The sequence below is a fragment of the Bradyrhizobium manausense genome (assembly GCF_018131105.1).
In the GTDB taxonomy this organism is placed as follows: domain Bacteria; phylum Pseudomonadota; class Alphaproteobacteria; order Rhizobiales; family Xanthobacteraceae; genus Bradyrhizobium; species Bradyrhizobium manausense_B.
The window spans coordinates 105323-124036 of the sequence record NZ_JAFCJI010000001.1 but is presented as its reverse complement, the minus strand read 5'-3'; the positions used below and the strand labels follow the sequence as shown (position 1 = coordinate 124036).

19 protein-coding genes are annotated in these 18714 nt (G+C 63.8%); 9 read left to right on the top strand and 10 right to left on the bottom strand.

Going from position 1 to position 18714, the window contains the following annotated elements:
* Positions 1-69 precede the first annotated feature (69 nt).
* The gene (locus JQ631_RS00605; RefSeq protein ID WP_212322787.1) at positions 70-402 is read left to right on the top strand and encodes a GIY-YIG nuclease family protein; all 333 of its coding nucleotides are present in this window, start codon (positions 70-72) and stop codon (positions 400-402) included.
* A 15-nt stretch (positions 403-417) separates the two neighbouring features.
* On the opposite strand, the gene JQ631_RS00600 is transcribed toward JQ631_RS00605, so the two are convergent.
* The 5 genes from JQ631_RS00600 to petA form a co-directional block, all read right to left on the bottom strand.
* Entirely contained in the window at positions 418-957 is a 540-nt protein-coding gene (locus JQ631_RS00600) for an adenine phosphoribosyltransferase (protein WP_212322784.1), read from the bottom strand.
* 9 nt (positions 958-966) lie between these two features.
* Positions 967-3132 carry an anthranilate synthase component I gene (locus JQ631_RS00595; protein ID WP_212322781.1) on the bottom strand — a complete coding sequence of 722 codons (2166 nt, stop codon included), beginning with the start codon at positions 3130-3132 and terminating at the stop codon, positions 967-969.
* A 232-nt stretch (positions 3133-3364) separates the two neighbouring features.
* A complete protein-coding gene (locus JQ631_RS00590) occupies positions 3365-4039 on the bottom strand; it encodes a dienelactone hydrolase family protein (RefSeq protein ID WP_212322769.1) in 675 nt (224 codons plus the stop codon).
* Between the two features lie 187 nt (positions 4040-4226).
* The gene (gene fbcH, locus JQ631_RS00585) at positions 4227-6290 is read right to left on the bottom strand and encodes a cytochrome b/c1 (protein WP_212322764.1); all 2064 of its coding nucleotides are present in this window, start codon (positions 6288-6290) and stop codon (positions 4227-4229) included.
* A gap of 62 nt (positions 6291-6352) precedes the next feature.
* The gene (gene petA / locus JQ631_RS00580; protein ID WP_212322761.1) at positions 6353-6883 is read right to left on the bottom strand and encodes a ubiquinol-cytochrome c reductase iron-sulfur subunit; all 531 of its coding nucleotides are present in this window, start codon (positions 6881-6883) and stop codon (positions 6353-6355) included.
* Between the two features lie 279 nt (positions 6884-7162).
* On the opposite strand from petA, the gene JQ631_RS00575 reads away from it, so the two are divergent.
* The 6 genes from JQ631_RS00575 to JQ631_RS00550 all read left to right on the top strand — a co-directional run bounded on the left by JQ631_RS00575 (position 7163) and on the right by JQ631_RS00550 (position 10825).
* The gene (locus JQ631_RS00575; RefSeq protein WP_212322758.1) at positions 7163-7621 is read left to right on the top strand and encodes a tRNA (cytidine(34)-2'-O)-methyltransferase; all 459 of its coding nucleotides are present in this window, start codon (positions 7163-7165) and stop codon (positions 7619-7621) included.
* A gap of 18 nt (positions 7622-7639) precedes the next feature.
* Positions 7640-8272 (top strand): 7-carboxy-7-deazaguanine synthase, encoded by a 633-nt coding sequence (gene queE, locus JQ631_RS00570; protein WP_212322755.1) that lies wholly within the window; start codon positions 7640-7642, stop codon positions 8270-8272.
* 14 nt (positions 8273-8286) lie between these two features.
* Positions 8287-8652 carry a 6-pyruvoyl trahydropterin synthase family protein gene (locus JQ631_RS00565; RefSeq protein WP_212322752.1) on the top strand — a complete coding sequence of 122 codons (366 nt, stop codon included), beginning with the start codon at positions 8287-8289 and terminating at the stop codon, positions 8650-8652.
* A gap of 4 nt (positions 8653-8656) precedes the next feature.
* Positions 8657-9556: an oxygen-dependent coproporphyrinogen oxidase gene (gene hemF / locus JQ631_RS00560; RefSeq protein WP_212322749.1), complete on the top strand. Its 900-nt coding sequence runs from the start codon at positions 8657-8659 to the stop codon at positions 9554-9556.
* Complete coding sequence (locus JQ631_RS00555) at positions 9553-10299, top strand: HAD family hydrolase (RefSeq protein ID WP_433995490.1); 747 nt, start codon at positions 9553-9555, stop codon at positions 10297-10299. The genes hemF and JQ631_RS00555 overlap by 4 nt, the downstream gene beginning before the upstream one ends.
* Positions 10300-10606: 307 nt before the next feature.
* Complete coding sequence (locus JQ631_RS00550) at positions 10607-10825, top strand: YodC family protein (protein ID WP_212322743.1); 219 nt, start codon at positions 10607-10609, stop codon at positions 10823-10825.
* Positions 10826-10956: 131 nt separating this feature from the next.
* On the opposite strand, the gene JQ631_RS00545 is transcribed toward JQ631_RS00550, so the two are convergent.
* The 5 genes from JQ631_RS00545 to JQ631_RS00525 all read right to left on the bottom strand — a co-directional run bounded on the left by JQ631_RS00545 (position 10957) and on the right by JQ631_RS00525 (position 16182).
* A complete protein-coding gene (locus tag JQ631_RS00545) occupies positions 10957-11613 on the bottom strand; it encodes an SGNH/GDSL hydrolase family protein (RefSeq protein ID WP_212322741.1) in 657 nt (218 codons plus the stop codon).
* A gap of 11 nt (positions 11614-11624) precedes the next feature.
* Positions 11625-12569 (bottom strand): ABC transporter permease, encoded by a 945-nt coding sequence (locus JQ631_RS00540; RefSeq protein ID WP_212322739.1) that lies wholly within the window; start codon positions 12567-12569, stop codon positions 11625-11627.
* Positions 12570-12572: 3 nt separating this feature from the next.
* Positions 12573-13514 (bottom strand): ABC transporter permease, encoded by a 942-nt coding sequence (locus JQ631_RS00535; protein WP_212322737.1) that lies wholly within the window; start codon positions 13512-13514, stop codon positions 12573-12575.
* A gap of 13 nt (positions 13515-13527) precedes the next feature.
* Entirely contained in the window at positions 13528-15024 is a 1497-nt protein-coding gene (locus JQ631_RS00530; protein ID WP_212328439.1) for a sugar ABC transporter ATP-binding protein, read from the bottom strand.
* Positions 15025-15105: 81 nt separating this feature from the next.
* On the bottom strand, positions 15106-16182 hold the full coding sequence (locus JQ631_RS00525; RefSeq protein WP_212322735.1) for an ABC transporter substrate-binding protein: 1077 nt from the start codon (positions 16180-16182) through the stop codon (positions 15106-15108).
* Between the two features lie 340 nt (positions 16183-16522).
* On the opposite strand from JQ631_RS00525, the gene JQ631_RS00520 reads away from it, so the two are divergent.
* On the top strand, positions 16523-17182 hold the full coding sequence (locus JQ631_RS00520) for an SGNH/GDSL hydrolase family protein (RefSeq protein WP_212328438.1): 660 nt from the start codon (positions 16523-16525) through the stop codon (positions 17180-17182).
* Positions 17183-17235: 53 nt separating this feature from the next.
* On the top strand, positions 17236-18321 hold the full coding sequence (locus JQ631_RS00515) for an ROK family transcriptional regulator (RefSeq protein ID WP_212328437.1): 1086 nt from the start codon (positions 17236-17238) through the stop codon (positions 18319-18321).
* Positions 18322-18714 lie beyond the last annotated feature (393 nt).

The window sequence follows — 18714 nt, the reverse complement described above, 5'->3', positions numbered from 1 at the left end:
GTAATATTGACGCGCGGCTGATCGGCAGGTACTGAGTTGGCGCAACAGCGTCCTCAGCAAGGCCCCCTCGTGAGCATCGACCGGAAAGCAGCCACCGCCGCCTACAAGGAGCGGAAGACCATTGCGGGCATTTTCGTCGTCCGCTGCACGCCCTCAGGCGAAGCCTGGGTCGGCCAGGCCCCGAACGTCGAGACCATCCAGAACCGCATCTGGTTCACCCTGCGCCACGGCAACCACCCCTGCCGCAGCCTCCAGGCCGCCTGGAACGCGCACGGTGAGGCCGGCCTGACGTTTGGCGAATGCGAGCGGCTGGAGGATGAGGAGAGCGCCTATGTCAGGAACGCGCTGCTGAACGAGCGCGCGGCACATTGGCGAGCCGAGCTGAAGGCGGAAGCGATCTGACGATCGCGTCGACCTTCAGTGCCCCTCGAACGTCATCAGCGTGCGCACCGGCACGTCCATGGCGCGCAGCTTGGCGGCGCCGCCGAGATCCGGCAGGTCGATGATGAAGCAGGCGGCAACGACATTGGCGCCGATCTGGCGCAGCAGCTTCACCGCGCCTTCCGCGGTGCCGCCGGTGGCGATGAGATCGTCGACCAGAATGACGCGCTCGCCGGGCTGGATCGCATCGACGTGCATCTCCATCTCGTCGATGCCATATTCCAGCGAATAGGCGATGCGCACGGTCGTGTGCGGCAGCTTGCCTTTCTTGCGGATCGGAACGAAGCCGGCCGAGAGCTGATGCGCCACCGCGCCGCCGATGATGAAGCCGCGCGCCTCCATGCCCGCGACCTTGTCGATCTTGTTGCCGGCCCAGGGATTGACCAGCTCGTCGACCGCCCGGCGGAAGGCGCGCGCATCCGCGAGCAGCGTGGTGATGTCGCGGAACATGATCCCCGGCTTGGGATAGTCGACGATGGTGCGGACGCTCGCCTTCAAATCGTGGTCAAAGGTCATTGGTGCCTCTCAATTGACCGGCGCATCCAGCCGGAACGCATTCTCGACAATCTTCAAGCCCACCTCGTTGCCGAGCGACATCAGCGACTCCGGGTGGAATTGCACGCCGGCGACCGGCAGCGTCTTGTGCTCCAGCGCCATGGCGACGCCGTCCTCGGTGCTGGCAGTTACGCTCAGAACTTCGGGCATGCTGTCGCGCTCGACGAAGAGCGAATGATAGCGGCCGATCACGATCTCGTTCGGCAGATTGCGCATCAGGCGCCCGCCGCGCACCTGCACCCGCGAAGGCCGGCCGTGTGCGGGATGGGTGAGCTGGCCGAGTTCGCCGCCGAAATATTCGCCGATTGCCTGCACGCCGAGGCAGACGCCGAACACCGGCAGCTTGTTCTCCAGCGCCGCGTCGATGGTTGTCTTGATCCCGAAATCCTCAGGGCGGCCGGGACCGGGCGACAGCACCAGCAAATCCCACCGCTTCTGCTTGAGCATGTCGAGCGCGTGCACATACCGGACCACGGTGACGCTGGCGCCGACCTGGCGGAAATAATCGGCCAGCATGTGCACAAAGCTGTCGTCGTGGTCGATCAGCAGCACGCGCTTGCCCGAACCCGTGGCATCAGGCGCAAACGCCGACAGCGGCTTCGGCGGATCGCCGCGCAACGCCTGGAACAGCGCCGCGGCCTTGACCTGGCATTCGCGATCTTCAGCGGCGGGATCAGAGTCGAACAGGCAGGTGGCGCCGACGCGGACCTCGGCGAGCCCGTCTTTCATGCGGATGGTGCGGATGGTGAGGCCGGTGTTGATGCTGCCGTCAAAGTTCACAGCGCCGATCGCGCCGGCATACCAGCGGCGCGGCGAGCGCTCGTGATCCTCGACGAACTGCATCGCCCACAGCTTCGGCGCGCCTGTCACGGTGACGGCCCAGGCATGGGTGAGGAAGGCATCGAGCGCGTCGAAGCCGGGACGCAACATGCCCTCGACATGGTCGACGGTGTGGAACAGTTTTGAATAGGTCTCGATCTGACGCCGCGCCAGCACCTTGATCGTGCCGGGCACGCAGACGCGCGCCTTGTCGTTGCGGTCGACGTCGGTGCACATGTTGAGCTCGAACTCATCCTTCTCCGAATTCAGGAGCTGGCGGATCTGCTCGGCATCGCCGATCGCATCCGTGCCGCGCGCGATGGTACCTGAGATCGGGCAGGTCTCGACCCGGCGTCCATCGGAGCGCACGAACATTTCCGGCGACGCCGACACGAGAAATTCGCCATCGCCGAGATTCATCAGCGCGCCGTAGGGCGACGGGTTGATGACGCAGAGGCGCTGGAACACTTCGGCTGGCGAGCGCCCGCAGGGCTCGGCGAAGAGCTGGCCGGGCACGGCTTCGAACAGATCACCGCGGGCAAAGGCCGCGCGCGCGGTCTCGACGGTGGCCTGATATTCGCCGGGCGCGTGATCGGCAAAGCCCTGGCGCGGGGTCTTCTGATACGGGCTTTCGGCTGTCTCGCGCGGCAGGCCTTCCGTGGATTTTCCCTTCCACGCGAAGTCGTACGAGAGCATCGCGCCGCGGCCGGTGGCGCGGTCATAGGCGAGCAGGCGATCGGGGACGTAAAGCACGATGTCGCGCTGATCATCCTCGCGCCGACGCTTCTGCACCAGATCTTCGATCTGGAACACGAGGTCGTAAGCGAAGGCGCCGAACAGACCGAGCAACCCGTCGTCATTGGAAGAGAAGCTGGCGACGAGGTCCCGCACCAGCGACATCACGCTGGCGCGTCGTGTACGCTGGTCTTCCTCAACGGGCGCGTCGCCGCGGATGATGTGGCCTGACAGTCGCGAAGCGGTCTTCTCGGAAATCACGACGCAGGGCTCGCGCAGGACCTCAGTGAGGAAGGCGATCAGCACCTGCCCGCGCTCATTCAGCGCTTCCAGCTTGAAGTTGAAGCCAGTGGTCTCGAGCTTGAGCGGCGGATCGGAGAAGCCGAGGTCAAAGCTCTCGTAGCGGCCCGGCACGGTCGTGCCGGAGGAGAGCACGACGCCACGGCGGCGATCGAGCAGGTTGACGAGATCGTCGAGCCGGCTGGCGCCGCCGGTGAATTGCTCGGCCACGCGCGTGATCGCAAGCCCGCCGCGGGTGACGTAATCGCTTCGTGCCGGAAGGGCAAAGACTGTCCTGTTCATGTCGTCCTCTTACGAAACTTGCCGAGGGAACGCCACACAGGACAAACGATCAGGCCGCCGCGCTGTGCAGGCGACCTCAGACGATTTTTGGAAAATAAATCGCACCGGCCACCTCTTAGGAGGTGCGCCACCAACGACGGGATGGGCGGGCTGCGGTGCTCATGGGCCGGATACTCACCATGGCCCGGGGACGGCGTCAAGGGTGCCGCCCCGCACTATGGGCTACGGGCGATTACCCCAGATGCTTCCTGAAAAACTCCGTCGCGCGGCCCCAGGCGAGCTCGGCGGCTTCACGGTCGTGCACGGCCTGGCGCTGCTCGTTGACGAAGGCGTGCTCGGCGTCATAGCGGAACAGTTCGAGCGACTTGCCGGCAGCCTTCATGGCCTTCTCGAACCCGTTGACCAGATCCGGCGTGCACCAATCGTCCTTGTTAGCGAAATGGGCTTGGAGCGGAATCTTGACGTCGGCGGGCTTGGCGGCCTGCTCCGGCGGAATGCCGTAGAACACGACACCGGCGGTGAGCTCCGGCACATGCACCGAGCCGATGATGGTGACAGCGCCGCCGAGGCAGAAGCCTGTCAGGCCAACCTTGGCGCCGTTGCGCGACAGATATTGTGTCGCGCCGCGCACGGTCTGCGTGGTGGCGTCCATGAAGTCGAGCGAGTTCATCTCTTTGCCGGCCGCGTCCGTGTCGTGATACGGCACCACCTTGCCCTTGTAGAGATCGGGCGCCAGCGCATCGAAACCGGCGAGCGCAAAGCGGTCGCACAGGCCCTTGATCTGGTCCGACAGGCCCCACCATTCCTGGATCACGACCACGCCCGGCGCATTGCCGCGAGCGGCATTGGCGAGATAGCCCGAGGCGTCCTTGCCATCCGGACGCTTGAAAGTGATGCTGGTTCCCATAGTGTCCTCCGACGATGTTTCTTGGGGGAGCGGTTGCGCACATTCTGGCCGCTGGACGCGCGTAGCGCAATCCACACTCCCGTCATTCGGAACGGGGCGCAGCGCCGAACCCGGAATGACGGCAAATAGAAATCAACAAAAAAGCCCCCTTGCGGGGGCTTCTTCAGTTTCGTTTCGCATGGGCCGCTCAGTGCGAGTCGGCCCAGACCTTCTTCTTGGTGAAGTACATCAGGAACGCGAAGAGGATCAGGAACACGAAGACCTGGAGACCGAGGCGCTTGCGCGCTTCCATGTGCGGTTCGGCGGTCCACATCAGGAATGTGGTGACGTCGTGGGCGTACTGCGCGACCGTCGCCGGCGAGCCGTCGTCATAAGTCACCTGGCCATCGCTGAGCGGCTTCGGCATCTTGATGGCGTGGCCCGGGAAGTACTTGTTGTAGTACGAGCCCTCCGGGATGGTCACGCCTGCCGGCACCTTATCCTCGAAGCCCTGAAGCACAGCGTCGACATAGTCCGGGCCCTGCTCCTGATACTGGCTGAAGAAGTCGACCAGGAACATCGGGAAACCGCGGCCATAGGAGCGCGCCTTGGTGATCAGCGACAGATCGGGCGGCGCCGCACCGCCGTTCGCCGCACGAGCCGCCTGCTCGTTCGGGAATGGCGAGGGGAAGTAGTCAGCCGGCCGGCCCGGTCGCTCGAACATGTCGCCCGTATCGTTCGGACCATCCTTGATCTTGTAGTCGGCGGCAAAGGCGGCGGCCTGTGCCGCCGAATAGCCTGGACCACCGGGGTCGCCGAGATTGCGGAAGGCGACCAAGGACAGGCCGTGGCAGTTCGAGCAGACTTCCTTGTAGACCTTCAGGCCGCGCTGGAGCGCACCGCGATCATACTTGCCGAAAGGGCCCGCGAAGGACCAGCTGTTGCCGGGCGGCTTGGTGCCGCCTTCCTCGGCGCGAGCATCCTGCAAGGTGCCGACGAACAGCGCACCCGCCGCAACGAGCGCAACCGCAATCGAGGCGACCGCCTTGCCGCTCTTGGCGAGGATCGCTTCCGAGATCGAGTTCGGCACCGGCCGCGGCGTCTCGATGCGCGAGAGCAGTGGCAGCACGATCAGGAAGTAGGCGAAGTAGCAAACCGTCAGGACCCGGCCGGCGATCACGTAGATGCCTTCCGGCGGCTGCGCGCCGAGATAGCCGAGCAGGATGCAGACCGCGACGAAGATCCAGAAGAACTGTTTCGCCAGCGGACGGTACTTCGACGACCTGGTCTTGGCGGCATCGAGCCAGGGCAGGAAGCACAGGATGATGATCGCCGAGAACATCCCGATCACGCCCGCGAGCTTGTTCGGGATCGAGCGCAGGATCGCGTAGAACGGCAGGTAATACCATTCCGGCACGATGTGCGGCGGCGTCACGCCCGGGTTCGCCGGAATGTAGTTGTCGGCGTCGCCGAGATAGTTCGGCATGTAGAAGATGAACCAGGCGTAGAGCAGCAGGAAGCAGGCGACGCCGAAGCCATCCTTGATGGTCGCATGCGGCGTGAACGGCACCGTGTCCTTTTCCGTCTTCGGCTCGACGCCGTCAGGATTGTTCTGGCCGGCGACGTGCAGCGCCCAGACGTGGAGCACGACGACGCCCGCGATCAGGAACGGCAGCAGGTAATGCAGCGAGAAGAACCGGTTCAGCGTCGGATTGCCGACCGAATAACCGCCCCACAGCAAGGTCACGATGCTCTCGCCGACATAGGGAATGGCGGAGAACAGATTGGTGATGACGGTGGCGCCCCAGAAGCTCATCTGGCCCCACGGCAGCACGTACCCCATGAAGCCCGTCGCCATCATCAAGAGATAGATGATGACGCCGAGGATCCAGAGCACCTCGCGCGGCTCCTTGTAGGAGCCGTAATAGAGGCCGCGCAGCATGTGGACGTAGACCGCGAAGAAGAACATCGACGCGCCGCAGGCGTGCATGTTGCGCAGCAGCCAGCCGTAATTGACATCGCGAACGAGCAGCTCGACCGACTTGAAGGCGAGGTCGGCATGCGGCGTGTAGTGCATCGCCAGAATCACGCCGGTCAGGATCTGAATCCCCAGCATGAAGGAGAGGATCGCGCCGAAGGTCCACCAGTAGTTCAGATTGCGCGGGGTGGGATAGACGACGAAGGAGGAATGGACGAGGCCCAAGATCGGCAGGCGCCGCTCGATCCATTGCAGTGCCGGATTGCTCGGCTGGTAGTCGGATGGTCCGCTCATGATGCGATCCTGAGGAAATAAAACGACGAGACGGCGGGAGGCTTCGGACGCGGGTCCGAAACTCAGCCGATCTGGATTTTGGTGTCGGAAACGAACTGGTACGGCGGAACCGGCAGGTTCGCGGGCGCGGGCCCCTGACGGATGCGACCGGACGAATCGTACTGCGAACCATGGCAGGGGCAGAAGAACCCGTCGTAATTGCCTTCATGGGCGATCGGGATGCAGCCGAGATGCGTGCAGATGCCGATCACGACCAGCCACTGGTCGTGGCCCGCCTTGACCCGGGCTTCGTCGGCCTGCGGATCGGGAAGGCTCGCCACAGGAACGGCGCGCGCCTCGTCGATCTGCTTCTTGGTGCGGTGGCTGATGTAGATCGGCTTGCCGCGCCAGAACACCTTGATGTCCTGCCCCTCGGCAACCGGGCTCAGATCAACCTCGATCGGCGCACCGGCGGCGATGGTCGAGGCGTCCGGATTCATTTGAGAGATAAAGGGCCAGAGCGCAGCCGCGCCCCCTACTGCTGCAGCTGCCCCCGTTGCAACGAATAAGAAATCACGGCGTGTCGGATGGTCCGCCGAAGACGCTGTCGTCACGATTCCAACCCTTTCTTCTTATGCGGCCGGTGGAACCGCTCCAGGAGCCCCCAAGGTCCCCGGAACAGTGCTGCCGGCGCCCGCGGCCCCCCGCGGCGGCAGAACTTCACTCGTCCTCGCCAAAACAAGGCGAAAACAGCAGTCCAGAATCGTTCTATTGGCACCCTTGCCGGGCGAGCGCAAGCCCGCTAACGGCGCGGGAGCGTGCAATGCACGAATTCCGCGGCCAGCGATGTTTTATTGAGACATTTCCGGCCCACAACCGCCCCTGTGACGCCCATGCAGATCGCACTTTTCCAACCTGACATCCCCCAGAACACAGGCACGATTCTCCGCCTGTGCGCTTGTCTGGGAATCGCCGCCCACATCATCGAGCCGGCCGGCTTCCCGGTCTCCGACCGGCATTTCCGCCGGGCGGGAATGGACTATCTCGACCACGTCAGCATCCTCAGGCACGATTCCTGGTCGAAATTCGAGGAATGGCGGGCGGCACAAGGCTACCGCCTGTTGCTGTTCACCACCAAAGGCGCCACCGACTACCGCGATTTCCATTACCAGACGTCGGACATCCTGCTATTCGGGCGCGAGAGCGCCGGCGTCACCGACGCAGTGGTCGAGGCCGCGGATGCGCGGCTGGTGATCCCGATTGCACCGGGGCTGCGGTCGCTGAATGTGGCGATGACCGCGGCGATGGCCGCAGGCGAAGCGCTCCGGCAGGTCCGGAACCCGCAAGATTGAACTGTTGAGGAGAGACCAGTGAGCTACGCGGTCAAGGAAATCTTCCTGACCCTGCAAGGCGAAGGCGCCCATGCCGGACGCGCATCCGTGTTCTGCCGTTTTGCCGGCTGCAACCTCTGGAGCGGCCGCGAGGCTGATCGCGCCGCCGCGACTTGTCAGTTCTGCGACACGGATTTCGTCGGCACCGACGGCACGCTCGGCGGCCGCTACGCTACGGCCGTGGAACTTGCCGACACCATTGCTGCGCAATGGACGGCCGCTGCCGAAAACCGCTATGTGGTACTGACCGGCGGCGAGCCGCTGCTCCAGGTCGATGACGCCCTGGTCGACGCGCTCCATGCCCGCGGCTTCGAGATCGGCGTCGAGACCAACGGTACGGTGGCTCCGCCCGAGGGACTCGACTGGATCTGCGTCAGCCCCAAGGGCGGCAGCGAACTGGTTCTGCGCCAGGGGCACGAGCTGAAGCTGGTCTATCCGCAGGCCCTCGCTGTGCCCGAGACTTTCGAGGGCCTCGCCTTCGAGCGCTTCTCGCTGCAGCCGATGGATGGGCCCGAGGTCATCGAGAACACCGCGCGCGCGATCGATTATTGCCTGCGCCATCCGCAATGGCGGCTGAGCGTGCAGACGCATAAATCGCTCGGCATCAGATAGGACTGAACGGACAGATGTGGGAATTGACGAAACAGTTCCGCTTCGAGGCGGCGCATACGCTGAAGGGGACGACCTTTGGTGAGGCGAGCGAAGAGATCCACGGCCACTCCTTCCGCGCCGAGGTGACGGTGCGCGGGATGCCGGATCCTGCGACCGGCATGGTGATCGATCTCGGCCTGCTGCAGCGCGCGATCGAAGATGTCAGGCTGACGCTCGACCACAAGTTCCTCAACAAGATCGAGGCGCTGGGCACCCCGACGCTTGAAAACCTGTCGCGCTTCGTCTGGGAGCGGCTGGCGCATGTCGGCAAGCTGACCCGCGTCAGCATCCACCGCGACAGTTGCTACGAGAGCTGCACCTATTACGGTCCGCAGGCGTGACCACATGACATCCACCTTGGATCCCAAGCTGATTGAAGACCGCAAGACGCGCGCCCGCGCCTGGTTCGAGCATCTGCGCGACGACATCTGCGCGAGCTTCGAGCAGTTGGAAGACGACGCGCCGCAAGGCCTCTATCCAGGCGACGCCGGCCGCTTCGGGCGGACGCCGTGGCAGCGCACCGATCACAGCGGAGCTAAAGGCGGCGGCGGCGTGATGTCGATGATGTCGGGCCGCCTGTTCGAGAAGGTCGGCGTGCACTGCTCGACCGTGCATGGCGAGTTCGCGCCGGAGTTTCGCGCGCAGATTCCGGGCGCGGCCGAAGACCCGCGGTTCTGGGCCTCCGGCATCTCGCTGATCGCGCACTTGCGCAATCCGCACGTGCCGGCCGTGCACATGAACACGCGCTTCGTCGTCACCACCAAGGCATGGTTCGGCGGCGGCGCCGATCTGACGCCGGTGCTCGACCGCCGTCGCACGCAGGAGGACGCCGACACGCTCGCCTTCCACGCCGCGATGAAGGAGGCCTGCACCGGTCCGAACGGCGTCGCCGACTACGACAAGTACAAGAAATGGTGCGACGAGTATTTCTATCTGCCGCACCGGAAAGAGGCGCGCGGCATCGGCGGCATCTTCTACGACTGGCACGACAGCGGCGACTGGGATGCCGATCTCGCCTTCACTCAGGATGTCGGCCGCGCCTTCCTCAACATCTATCCCGATCTTGTCAGACGCAATTTCGCGAGCGCCTGGACCGCTGAAGACCGTGAGGAGCAGTTGATCCGTCGCGGCCGCTATGTCGAATTCAATCTGCTCTACGACCGCGGCACCATCTTCGGGCTCAAGACCGGCGGCAATGTGGACTCCATCCTGTCGTCGCTGCCGCCGGAGGTGAAATGGCCATGAGCGTGACCAAGCCCGCAGTGAAGCCCCTCCCCCGCGCCATGCTGATCGACATGGACGATACCATCCTGTCGGCCTATGGCCGGCCCGAGATCGCCTGGAACACGATCGCCGAAGAATTCGCAGAGGAACTCGCACCGCTGCCGCCGGCGCAGGTCGCAACGGCCGTACTGGCCTATGCGCGGCAGTTCTGGTCGACTGCGGAAGCCGCGTGGCGCATGAAGCTCGGCGAGGCACGCCGGCTCACGGTGCGCGGCGGCTTTGCCGCGCTCGCCGCAAATGGGCATCGCGCGCTCTCCGACGATCTCGCCGCGCGTCTCGCCGACCGCTTCACCACCTATCGCGAGGAAGCGATCTTCGTCTTCCCCGGCGCCCATGACGCGATCGACGCGCTCAAGGCGCGCGGCGTCAAGCTCGCGCTGGTCACCAACGGCGCCGCCGACATGCAGCGCGCCAAGGTCGAGCGCTTCGAGCTGACCCATCGCTTCGACCACATCCAGATCGAGGGCGAGCACGGCTTCGGCAAGCCCGAGGAGCGCGCCTATCTGCACGCGATGGAAGCGCTCGGCGTCACACCTGCGGACACCTGGATGATCGGCGACAATCTCGAATGGGAAGTCGTGACGCCGCAGCGCCTCGGCATCTATGCGATCTGGATCGATGTGCATGGCGACGGCTTGCCCGAAGGCTCCACGGTCAAGCCCGATCGCATCATCCGCTCGCTGACTGAACTCGTGCCGGGCTGAATCTCGAAAACAACCCCATGCACAGTAGGCGCTGCTGCAAGATCAAGGGCTTGCGGATTTTTCGAAAACACGTTGACCCGTCGGGCAACACAGGCGCATGATGCCATCGTCGGGATGCTGGCGATGGAAGCGCGGTCCCCTGACAAGCAGCTCGCTTGCGGCCATCCCTCGAGGCGCTCGCTCGCGCGGGCTCCTCGGCACGAGGACTTGTTTTCCGGCGCAACGTCAGACCATCATCGCCCGTGTTCGGCGTGTCATGACAACTTGCTAGCTGTGGTCCGGATCGATCAACTCGAAAGGACAATCCATGGAATTGAAAGCCGGCGATATCGTCATGCTGAAGTCGGGCGGCCAGCCGCTGACCGTCGCGGAGGTCAAGGGCGACGACGTGCTCTGCCTCTGGATGGGCATGGAAGGCGATCTCTTCCGCGAGACGCTTCCACTCGCCACCCTCATCCAGGTGGAAGAAGACGAGGATGAGGATGAGGACGAGGACGACGAGGAAGAAGACGACGAGGACGAGTGAGTCCGCATCCTGATCGGACCGGGCGCGCTCAGCTCCGGCGCACCTGATGTCCGCTTCTCCGCCGAGAACGGCGAATAGCGGACATCGCTGGATGATAAGGCCGACTTCTGGCGCACGGCGCGTCGCCTCGATCAGCCAGGCAAGAGCGCGGCGACCTTTGCCGCAAGGGCTGTCCCCAGGTCTGCGTTGTTCTTCGCGGTAAAATGGATGCCATCCACTCCCGCCGTCGACACCACACTTCCGGCATCAAAGAACTCGACCTTCATGAAATTGGCCAGCGCCTTGTATTGTGCCGCGAGCTGAACCGTCTTCTCGCGACCACCCTCGAACATGCCTTGAAACCAGGGATCCGGCAGATCGGCGAGCGGCGGCGGCGCCACGACGAGGACTTTCGGCGCCGGATAGATCGTTCCTACCCCGCCGGCCGAAGTGAGGACCTGTGCAACCAGCTTCGACATGCCGACCGCGATTTCATAGGACGTGCGGTGGTAGTAGCTCTTGGTGTCGTTGGTGCCGAGCATCAGGATCACGAGATCGAGCGGGATGTGGCTTGCGAGCGCAGCGGGAAGATAGGTCGAGCCGTTGAGCCGCGGATCGACGGGATCGTCGATCGACGTTGTGCGCGCGCTGAGGCCTTCCTCGATGATCTCGTAGCCCTTGCCGAGCGCTGCGGCCATTGCGCCGGTCCAGCGCTCGTGGAACGGAAAACGAGTCGTCGGCGACCCTTCCGGGACGGCAATCCATCCCCAGGTCAGGGAATCGCCAAAGCACAGGATACGTCGCGTCATCGTGACCTCACTCAGTTGGATTTGGATCGTAGACCGTAGAAGATCGCGGCAAGCAGGATGATCAGGCCCTGGACGATCAGCTTGCCCGGCTCCTGCACGCCCATCGTCGTCATGACGACGAACAGCAGCGCGAAGCAGAGGACGCCAACGAACGGGCCCCACACCTCGGCAGGCCGGCCGAAAACCACGCCGCCGAGAATCGTCGCGGCGATCGAGTTCATCACGAGCTCGGGACCGAACCGCACGCTGCCGACCGCAATCGATGAGGTCTGCACCAGGGCTGCGACCGCGGACATCAGGCCCGCGATCACGTGCGCAGCGACAACGGTCCGCTCGACCGGCACGCCCGAGAAATACGCCGACGTCGGATTGCTGCCGATCGACCACACGAAGCGTCCGAATACGGAGGCGCCGAGGAACGCGCTCATGATGCCGGCGAGCGCGATCCAGAACATCACGGGCGCCGGGATCGTCCAGAACCGCAGATTGTAGAGCGCACGGAATTCCGCCGGCACGTCGCCCGGCGGCTTGCCGTTGGCGAGATATTCTACGAGGCCGATCAGCACGATGTTGATCGCGAGCGTGACGATGACGGCCGATGCGCGCCGCTTGCCGACGAGCAGCCCGTTGACGAGACCGACCGCGAGTCCGACGCCGAGGCAAAGCAGAATGATTGGCAGCAGGGGCCAGCTGTAGAGCAGCCCGGACGAGATCAGATAATTGACGAGCAGAATGATCCCGCCGGCCGACAGATCGATTGAACGCGACGAGATCACCAATAGCTGGCCGAGCACGACGATGCCGAGCGGCACGACCTGACGAGCAAACGTTCCCAGGATCGCGGGATTCATCATGTTCGGCCGCAGCACCCAGAGGGTGATCAGCAGCACGGCAAATACGACGCAGGACGGCGGGATCCGGAGCGCGGCGCGGAGCAGACTCGAACGGGAGGTCATGATCTACAGGCCGATGCTCTTGCGTGGCTGGAGTGCGATGACGAGAAGCAGGATCGCCCCCTTCACGATCGTCTGGACGAAGGCCGACACGTTCAGGAGATTCATGCCGTTCGCGATCAAGGCGAGAAGTCCGCAGCCGATCAGGGTGCCGTGGAGGCTTCCGATGCCGCCGGCGAGCTGCGTGCCGCCGAGCGCCACCGCCGTGATCGAATCCACCGCATATTGCGTGCCGATGTTCGGATCGCCCGAGGCGATCCGGCCCGCAAGGAAGATGCCGGCCGCCGCCGCGAAGCAGGAGCTGAGCACGTAGGCGGCAACCTCATTGCGCTGCTCGGCGATGCCGAACGTGGCGGCCGTCTCGCCGCCGCCGATCGCGAACAGGTGCAGGCCGAAACGCGAGCCATGCACGATCCTCCAGCCGACCAGAATCGCGGCGATGGTCCAGATCACCGGCATGTAGATGCCGAACAGCTCGCCGCTGACGAGGGCAACGATCTCGGATGCGACCGTGCCGCCGGCGGACGGCCGCACGAACATGGCCGCGCCTTGTGTGATGCCCATGATCGAGAGCGTCGCAATGATCGGATGCACCCGAAAGCGCGTCACCGCGACGCCGTTGAGAAGCCCGACCACTGCGGCAGTCAGCATCGCCGCGGGCACCGTCACGTAGAAGGGCGCGTTCAGGGACAGGATCCCGGTGGTGAGGCTGACAACCGAGCCGACGGAGAGATCGAGACCTTTCACCAGGATGACGATCATCTGGCCGATGCTGACCAGAATCAGCGGGGCGGCCTGCGCAAACAGGTTAAGGACATTCTGCCTGCTGACGAAATCGGCCGTCGATATCGCAAGGCCGACACAGCAGCAGATCGCGACCAGCAGCGGAATCGTCCAGAGGCCGTGGCGTGAATTGGCGGGGAAGAATATCCGTCCGACTTTCGACATCTCTCCCGATCCCTCAGCGATGCAATGCGGCTTCGAGGATGGCGTGCTCGGTGGCCTGCCCGGCAGGCATCTCGGCGACGACATGCTTGTCGTGGATGACATAGAGCCGATCGCAGAGGCCGATCAGCTCCAGGGTCTCGCGCGAGAGCACGACCACCGCCCCGCCGGCATTCGTGTAAGCCCGCAGCAGCTTGTAGATTTCCGCCTTGGCGCCGACGTCGACGCCGCGCGTCGGCTCCTCGATCAACAGGATGTCGGCGCCGAGCGCCAGATACCGTCCAAGCAGCACTTTTTGCTGGTTTCCGCCGGAGAGCGTGCCGACCGGCGTGGAGGGGGTCGCCGCCTTGATCGATAAATTCCTGATCGAGTTCGCGATGACATCGCGATGGCTGCCTGCGGGCGTCAGCTCGAAATGCCGACTGTGCAGGCCGATGGTCAGATTATGTGCGAGCGACAGATCGAGGAAGAGGCCTTCGAGCTTCCTGTCTTCAGGCACGAAGCCGACGCCCAGCGCCTGCAACATGCGGATACCATGGTCTTCCGGCAACGGCAGAGCGAGTTCGCGGCTACCGATCCGCACCCGGCCCTCATGCGCCGCGTGCTGGCCGACGAGCGACCGGACCAGTTCGCGTTGCCCCTGCCCCTCGAGCCCGGCCAGCGCGACGATCTCGCCGCGACGCAAGTGGATTGAGCAAGGTGGCGAATCCGGCGTCAGGCGAAGGCCTTCGATGGAGAGAACAATTTCGCTTTCCGTGCGGGCCGGCTTCGGCGGAAACAGCTCGGCGAGTTCGCGTCCGACCATCATCGCGATCAAGCGCTTCGGCGCGATCGTGGCGACGGGAACGGTGTCGACGTTCCGCCCATCCTTCAGCACGGTGATGGTGTCGCAGATCTTGAAGATCTCCTCCATCCGGTGCGAGATGTAGACGACGGCCTTGTTCTGCTGCTTCAGGCTGAGGATTTGCGCGTTGAGTATCTCGACGTCGGCTGCGTTGAGGGCGGCCGACGGCTCGTCGAGGATGATGACGTCGGCGTTGGCGGAGATTCCGCGCGCGATCTCGACGAGCTGCCGTTCGGCAATCGTGAGGTTGCCGACAAGCGTTGCAGGATCGAGGTTCAGGCCGAGGCCGCGAAGCGTATCGCGGGCGTTGCGCTCCATCCGTGCAACGTCGACCGATCCGAGCACCGTCAGCGGCTCCTTGCCGAGATACATGTTCTCGGCGATCGAAAGATTGGCGAGCAGGGAGTGCTCCTGGAAGACAGTCGAGATGCCGGCGTTGAGCGCTTCGCGCGGCGACGCGAATTGGACCGTGCGGCCGCCCTTCCTGATCATGCCGTCATCCGGCTGAACGACGCCGGCCAATATCTTCATGAGCGTCGACTTGCCCGCGCCATTCTCGCCCATGAGGGCGTGCACGGTGCCGGGGAGCAGTTGAAAATCGACGTTTTCAAGCGCTGCAATGCCGCCAAACGACTTCGAAATCGACGTCATCCGGACCAGTGGCTCAATCGTCATCGTCTCGATCCGACGCAAGGAAGTGCAGAAAGACGCAGCGCCGGCGGCATGACCCTGCCGCCGGCGCTGCCGCGATCAATGCTTGCCGTAATACTTCTGGAGGTCCTGCTCGGTCAGGCTGGACGGAAACCAGGCGTTGGCGGAGAGATCCTTGCGATAGTACTTCTTCGCCTTTTCGAGATCCCAGCCTTCCGGCTCGTAGATGTAACGCTTGTGGAGCGGCTTGCCTTCGAGGAGCGCGATGGCCGCGCGCACGCCGGCGGCGCCTTGCTCGGGGCCGTATTCCGGCGAGATCGAGGGGAAGCCGAGCTCGATCCAGCGGGCGAAGAAGCCATTATTGCCTTCGCCGGTGATGGGCGGAATCTTCGCGCCATATTGCTGGAAGACGTCGACGCAGGCCCGTGTCATGTCGGCGCCCGACGACCAGATTCCATCGACCTTGGGATTGTTGAGGTAGAAGGTTTCGCAGACCTGCTTGCCGACGTCGTACTGCCATTTGCCGGCATCTTCCGCGATGATCTTGATGTCGGTGCCCTTGAGCGCTTCGAGCAGGCCCTTGTAGCGGTTGATGTCTTCGGGATGCGCCGGAAGGCCGCGCAGCACCCAGATGTTGCCCTTGCCTTTGAGCTGCTTGACGAGGAAGTCGCCCATCACCTTGCCGAAATGGACGCCGCCGCCCTGGATATCGACGGTGTATTTGTCGGTCTCGGTCAGGCCGGTGTGAACGATGACGGGGATGCCGGCGGCAACGGCCTTTTCAATGCCGGCGTCGGCCGAGGTCGGCGTCAGCGGCGTCACGATGATCGCATCGACCTTCTGCGCGATCAGGTCCTCGATGTCGGCGACCTGCTTGGCCTGACTGATATTGGCGTCGAGCAGAATGAACTGGCCGACTCTCTTGTCGAGCTTCGCAGCCGCTTCCGCATCATGCGCCATCTCGACGGTCCAGGTGTTGGCGTTGACGCCGAAATGGCTCATGCCGATCTTCCACGGACCGTTCTTCTTGAACTGGTTGGGCGCCGTCATGCGCTCATCGCCCGGGCGCGGCGTCACGCCCTGCATGAGATTGACCTCTTCGGCCTGGACCACGCCAACGCCGAGCCAGATCGTCGCCATCAAACCGAGGCCGAGGGCCCTCATTCCCTGGTGCATCAAATCCTCCTCCTTCATCGCACATGACGTGCAGCGTTCTTTTGCTTTGCTGGAGAGAAGGACGCAGGTCGCCGCGCGCCCGCCGCGGACACGCGACGTACGTGGGGTGATGCAGTTCAAAAGGTGAGCAGCTCTTCTTCGCGAAGAGCTTGCGCCAACGGCGTCCCTATCTCCCAGGCCGGCGCGCTGCGAGCAGCAAACCAGCACGAGCTAGTTGCACATAGCCAAAGCAAGCTGTCAATAATTATTCATCTTGAATGATCAATTAGGCCTTGCGACCGGCGCGAGGCCCGACCAAAGATGCGGCAGCTAAAAAGCATGAGGATTCAGAGCGATGCCGATGCGCTCCGTTCTATGTTTCGGAGACTCCAACACGCACGGCCAGATTCCGGGCCGTGGTCCCCTGGAGCGTTACGACCGGAATACCCGCTGGCCGGGCGTGCTCCAATCCGAGCTCGGACCGTCCTGGTATGTCATCGAGGAAGGCCTGAGCGGACGGACGACGGTGCACGACGATCCGATCGAAGGCGCGCACAAGAACGGGCGGACCTACCTGCGCCCCTGCGCGCAGAGTCATACCGTGCTCGATCTCGTCATCATCATGCTCGGAACCAACGACCTCAAGATCCGCTTCAACAAGCCGGCCTCGGAAGTGGCGATGGGCATCGGCTGCCTGATCTACGATCTGCGCGAACTGGCACCGGGCCCCGACGGCCGGGTACCCGAGATCATGATCGTCGCCCCTCCTCCCATTCTTGACGACGTCAAGGAATGGAAATCGATCTTCGCCGGCGCGCCGGAGAAATCGCGGCAACTGGCGCTCGAATTCGAAATCATGGCCGACTCGCTCGGCGTGCACTTCTTCAACGCAGGCTCCGTCTGCAGTTGCGACGCGGCCGACGGATTTCATCTGAATGCGGAATCACACCGGGCGCTGGGCGCCGCGCTCGCGCAGGAGATCGAGGCAATCGGCTGGCCGACACAAGAGCGCAAGAGCTGACACCGGTCCCGCGCGACGGCCTGCCGATATGAGGAGCACCTCCCTTGCCTGACATGCGATTTGCGCCCCCGAACCCGCTGCGGATCGCGGATCGCGCCAGCGGCCTCAACGCGCCTACGGTGCGGAGCTATAACGAGCGCCTGGTGCTGTCGCTGCTGCTGCAGAGCTCGGGCATTTCCCGCCTCGAAATCGGCGAGAAGACCGGGCTCTCGGCACAGACCGTCTCCGTCATAGTGCGTTCGCTCGAACAGGAGGCCCTGGTTTCCAAGGGCGAAGCCCAGCGCGGACGCGTGGGACCGCCGACCATCCCGCTCTCGCTCAATCCGGAAGGCGCTTTCTCGGTCGGGGTGAGCTTTGGCAACGACGCCGCAGACGTCGCGCTGATCGATTTCGTCGGAAAAGTTCGCTATCACGCGGCACATCCCTATTCGACCTTGCAGGACTCGCCGGTGGCAATCGCGGCAAAGATCGAGGAGGGATTGCTGGCGCTGCCTCCAGCCAGCCGAACCCGGGTTGCCGGTATCGGTCTGGCGGTGCCCGACGACGCGAACACAAGCGGTCAGATCAGGAAGCTGTTGGGACGCGATCTCGCGGAGGTGCAGGCCAACATCGAACGCAAGCTCGGCCTGTCCGTCTACATCCAGAACGAGATCACCGCCGCCGCCGGCGGCGAAAGCCTGTTCGGCGTGGCGCGGTCGCTGTCCGATTTCCTGTTCTTTTATCTCGGGTCGCGGCTGCACAGCCGCTTGGTCCTGAACTACCAGATCCACAGCGGCAGATCCGACCTCAGCCACGACGTCGGGCTGCTGGCGCTGCTCCAGGGACTGGACAAGCATGGCCTCGCTCTGTCCGATATCGGATCGGCGAAGCTCCCCGACGCAGCCGGCGAGTTCTATCAACGGTGGCAGGACGCCTGCTGCCGCCAGATTTTAGACTCGGCGCACGCGCTTCTGAGCTTTGTGAATTTCAAGTCTGTCGTTTTGTCCAGCTATGCGCCGGCTGTGCTTGCACACGATTTGTGCGAGAGGCTTCACAGGGAGTTGCCGGATATCGCGTTTCTGCTCGGCCCCAACTCGACCGCACCCAAGGCGGTTGGCGCGGCCAGCTTGCCTTACCACTCTCGCTTTATGGTTCAGTAGCACTTCGGGGACCGGCCCCTTTCTGGAGCCAGGCAGCATTTGCCAAATCGCACGATTGCTCGCTCGATGCGCTCACGTAATGCCGGGGATGTGACCAGTCGTGACGCTGGTACCTGTTGGGAGTTTGCGGTCGAGCGCTAACTAAAGGAGACCACGGCATCCGGGGAGAAAAACGATGCGTTCTGTTTTGGCTTTGAGCCTTTTGATTGCCCTGAGCGGCGCCGCGAACGCGGCCCCGGCGCACCACACCCACCGGCACGCTGCCGTTCCCTCCCATCAGGGCGCACCAGGTTCTGCTTCGAGCTTTGCCTACGCGCCATCTGAGCCGCCGGCGCAATTCCGCTCTACGTCATCCTGTGACCATGAAGCGTATTACGGCGCTTGTCAGGGTTA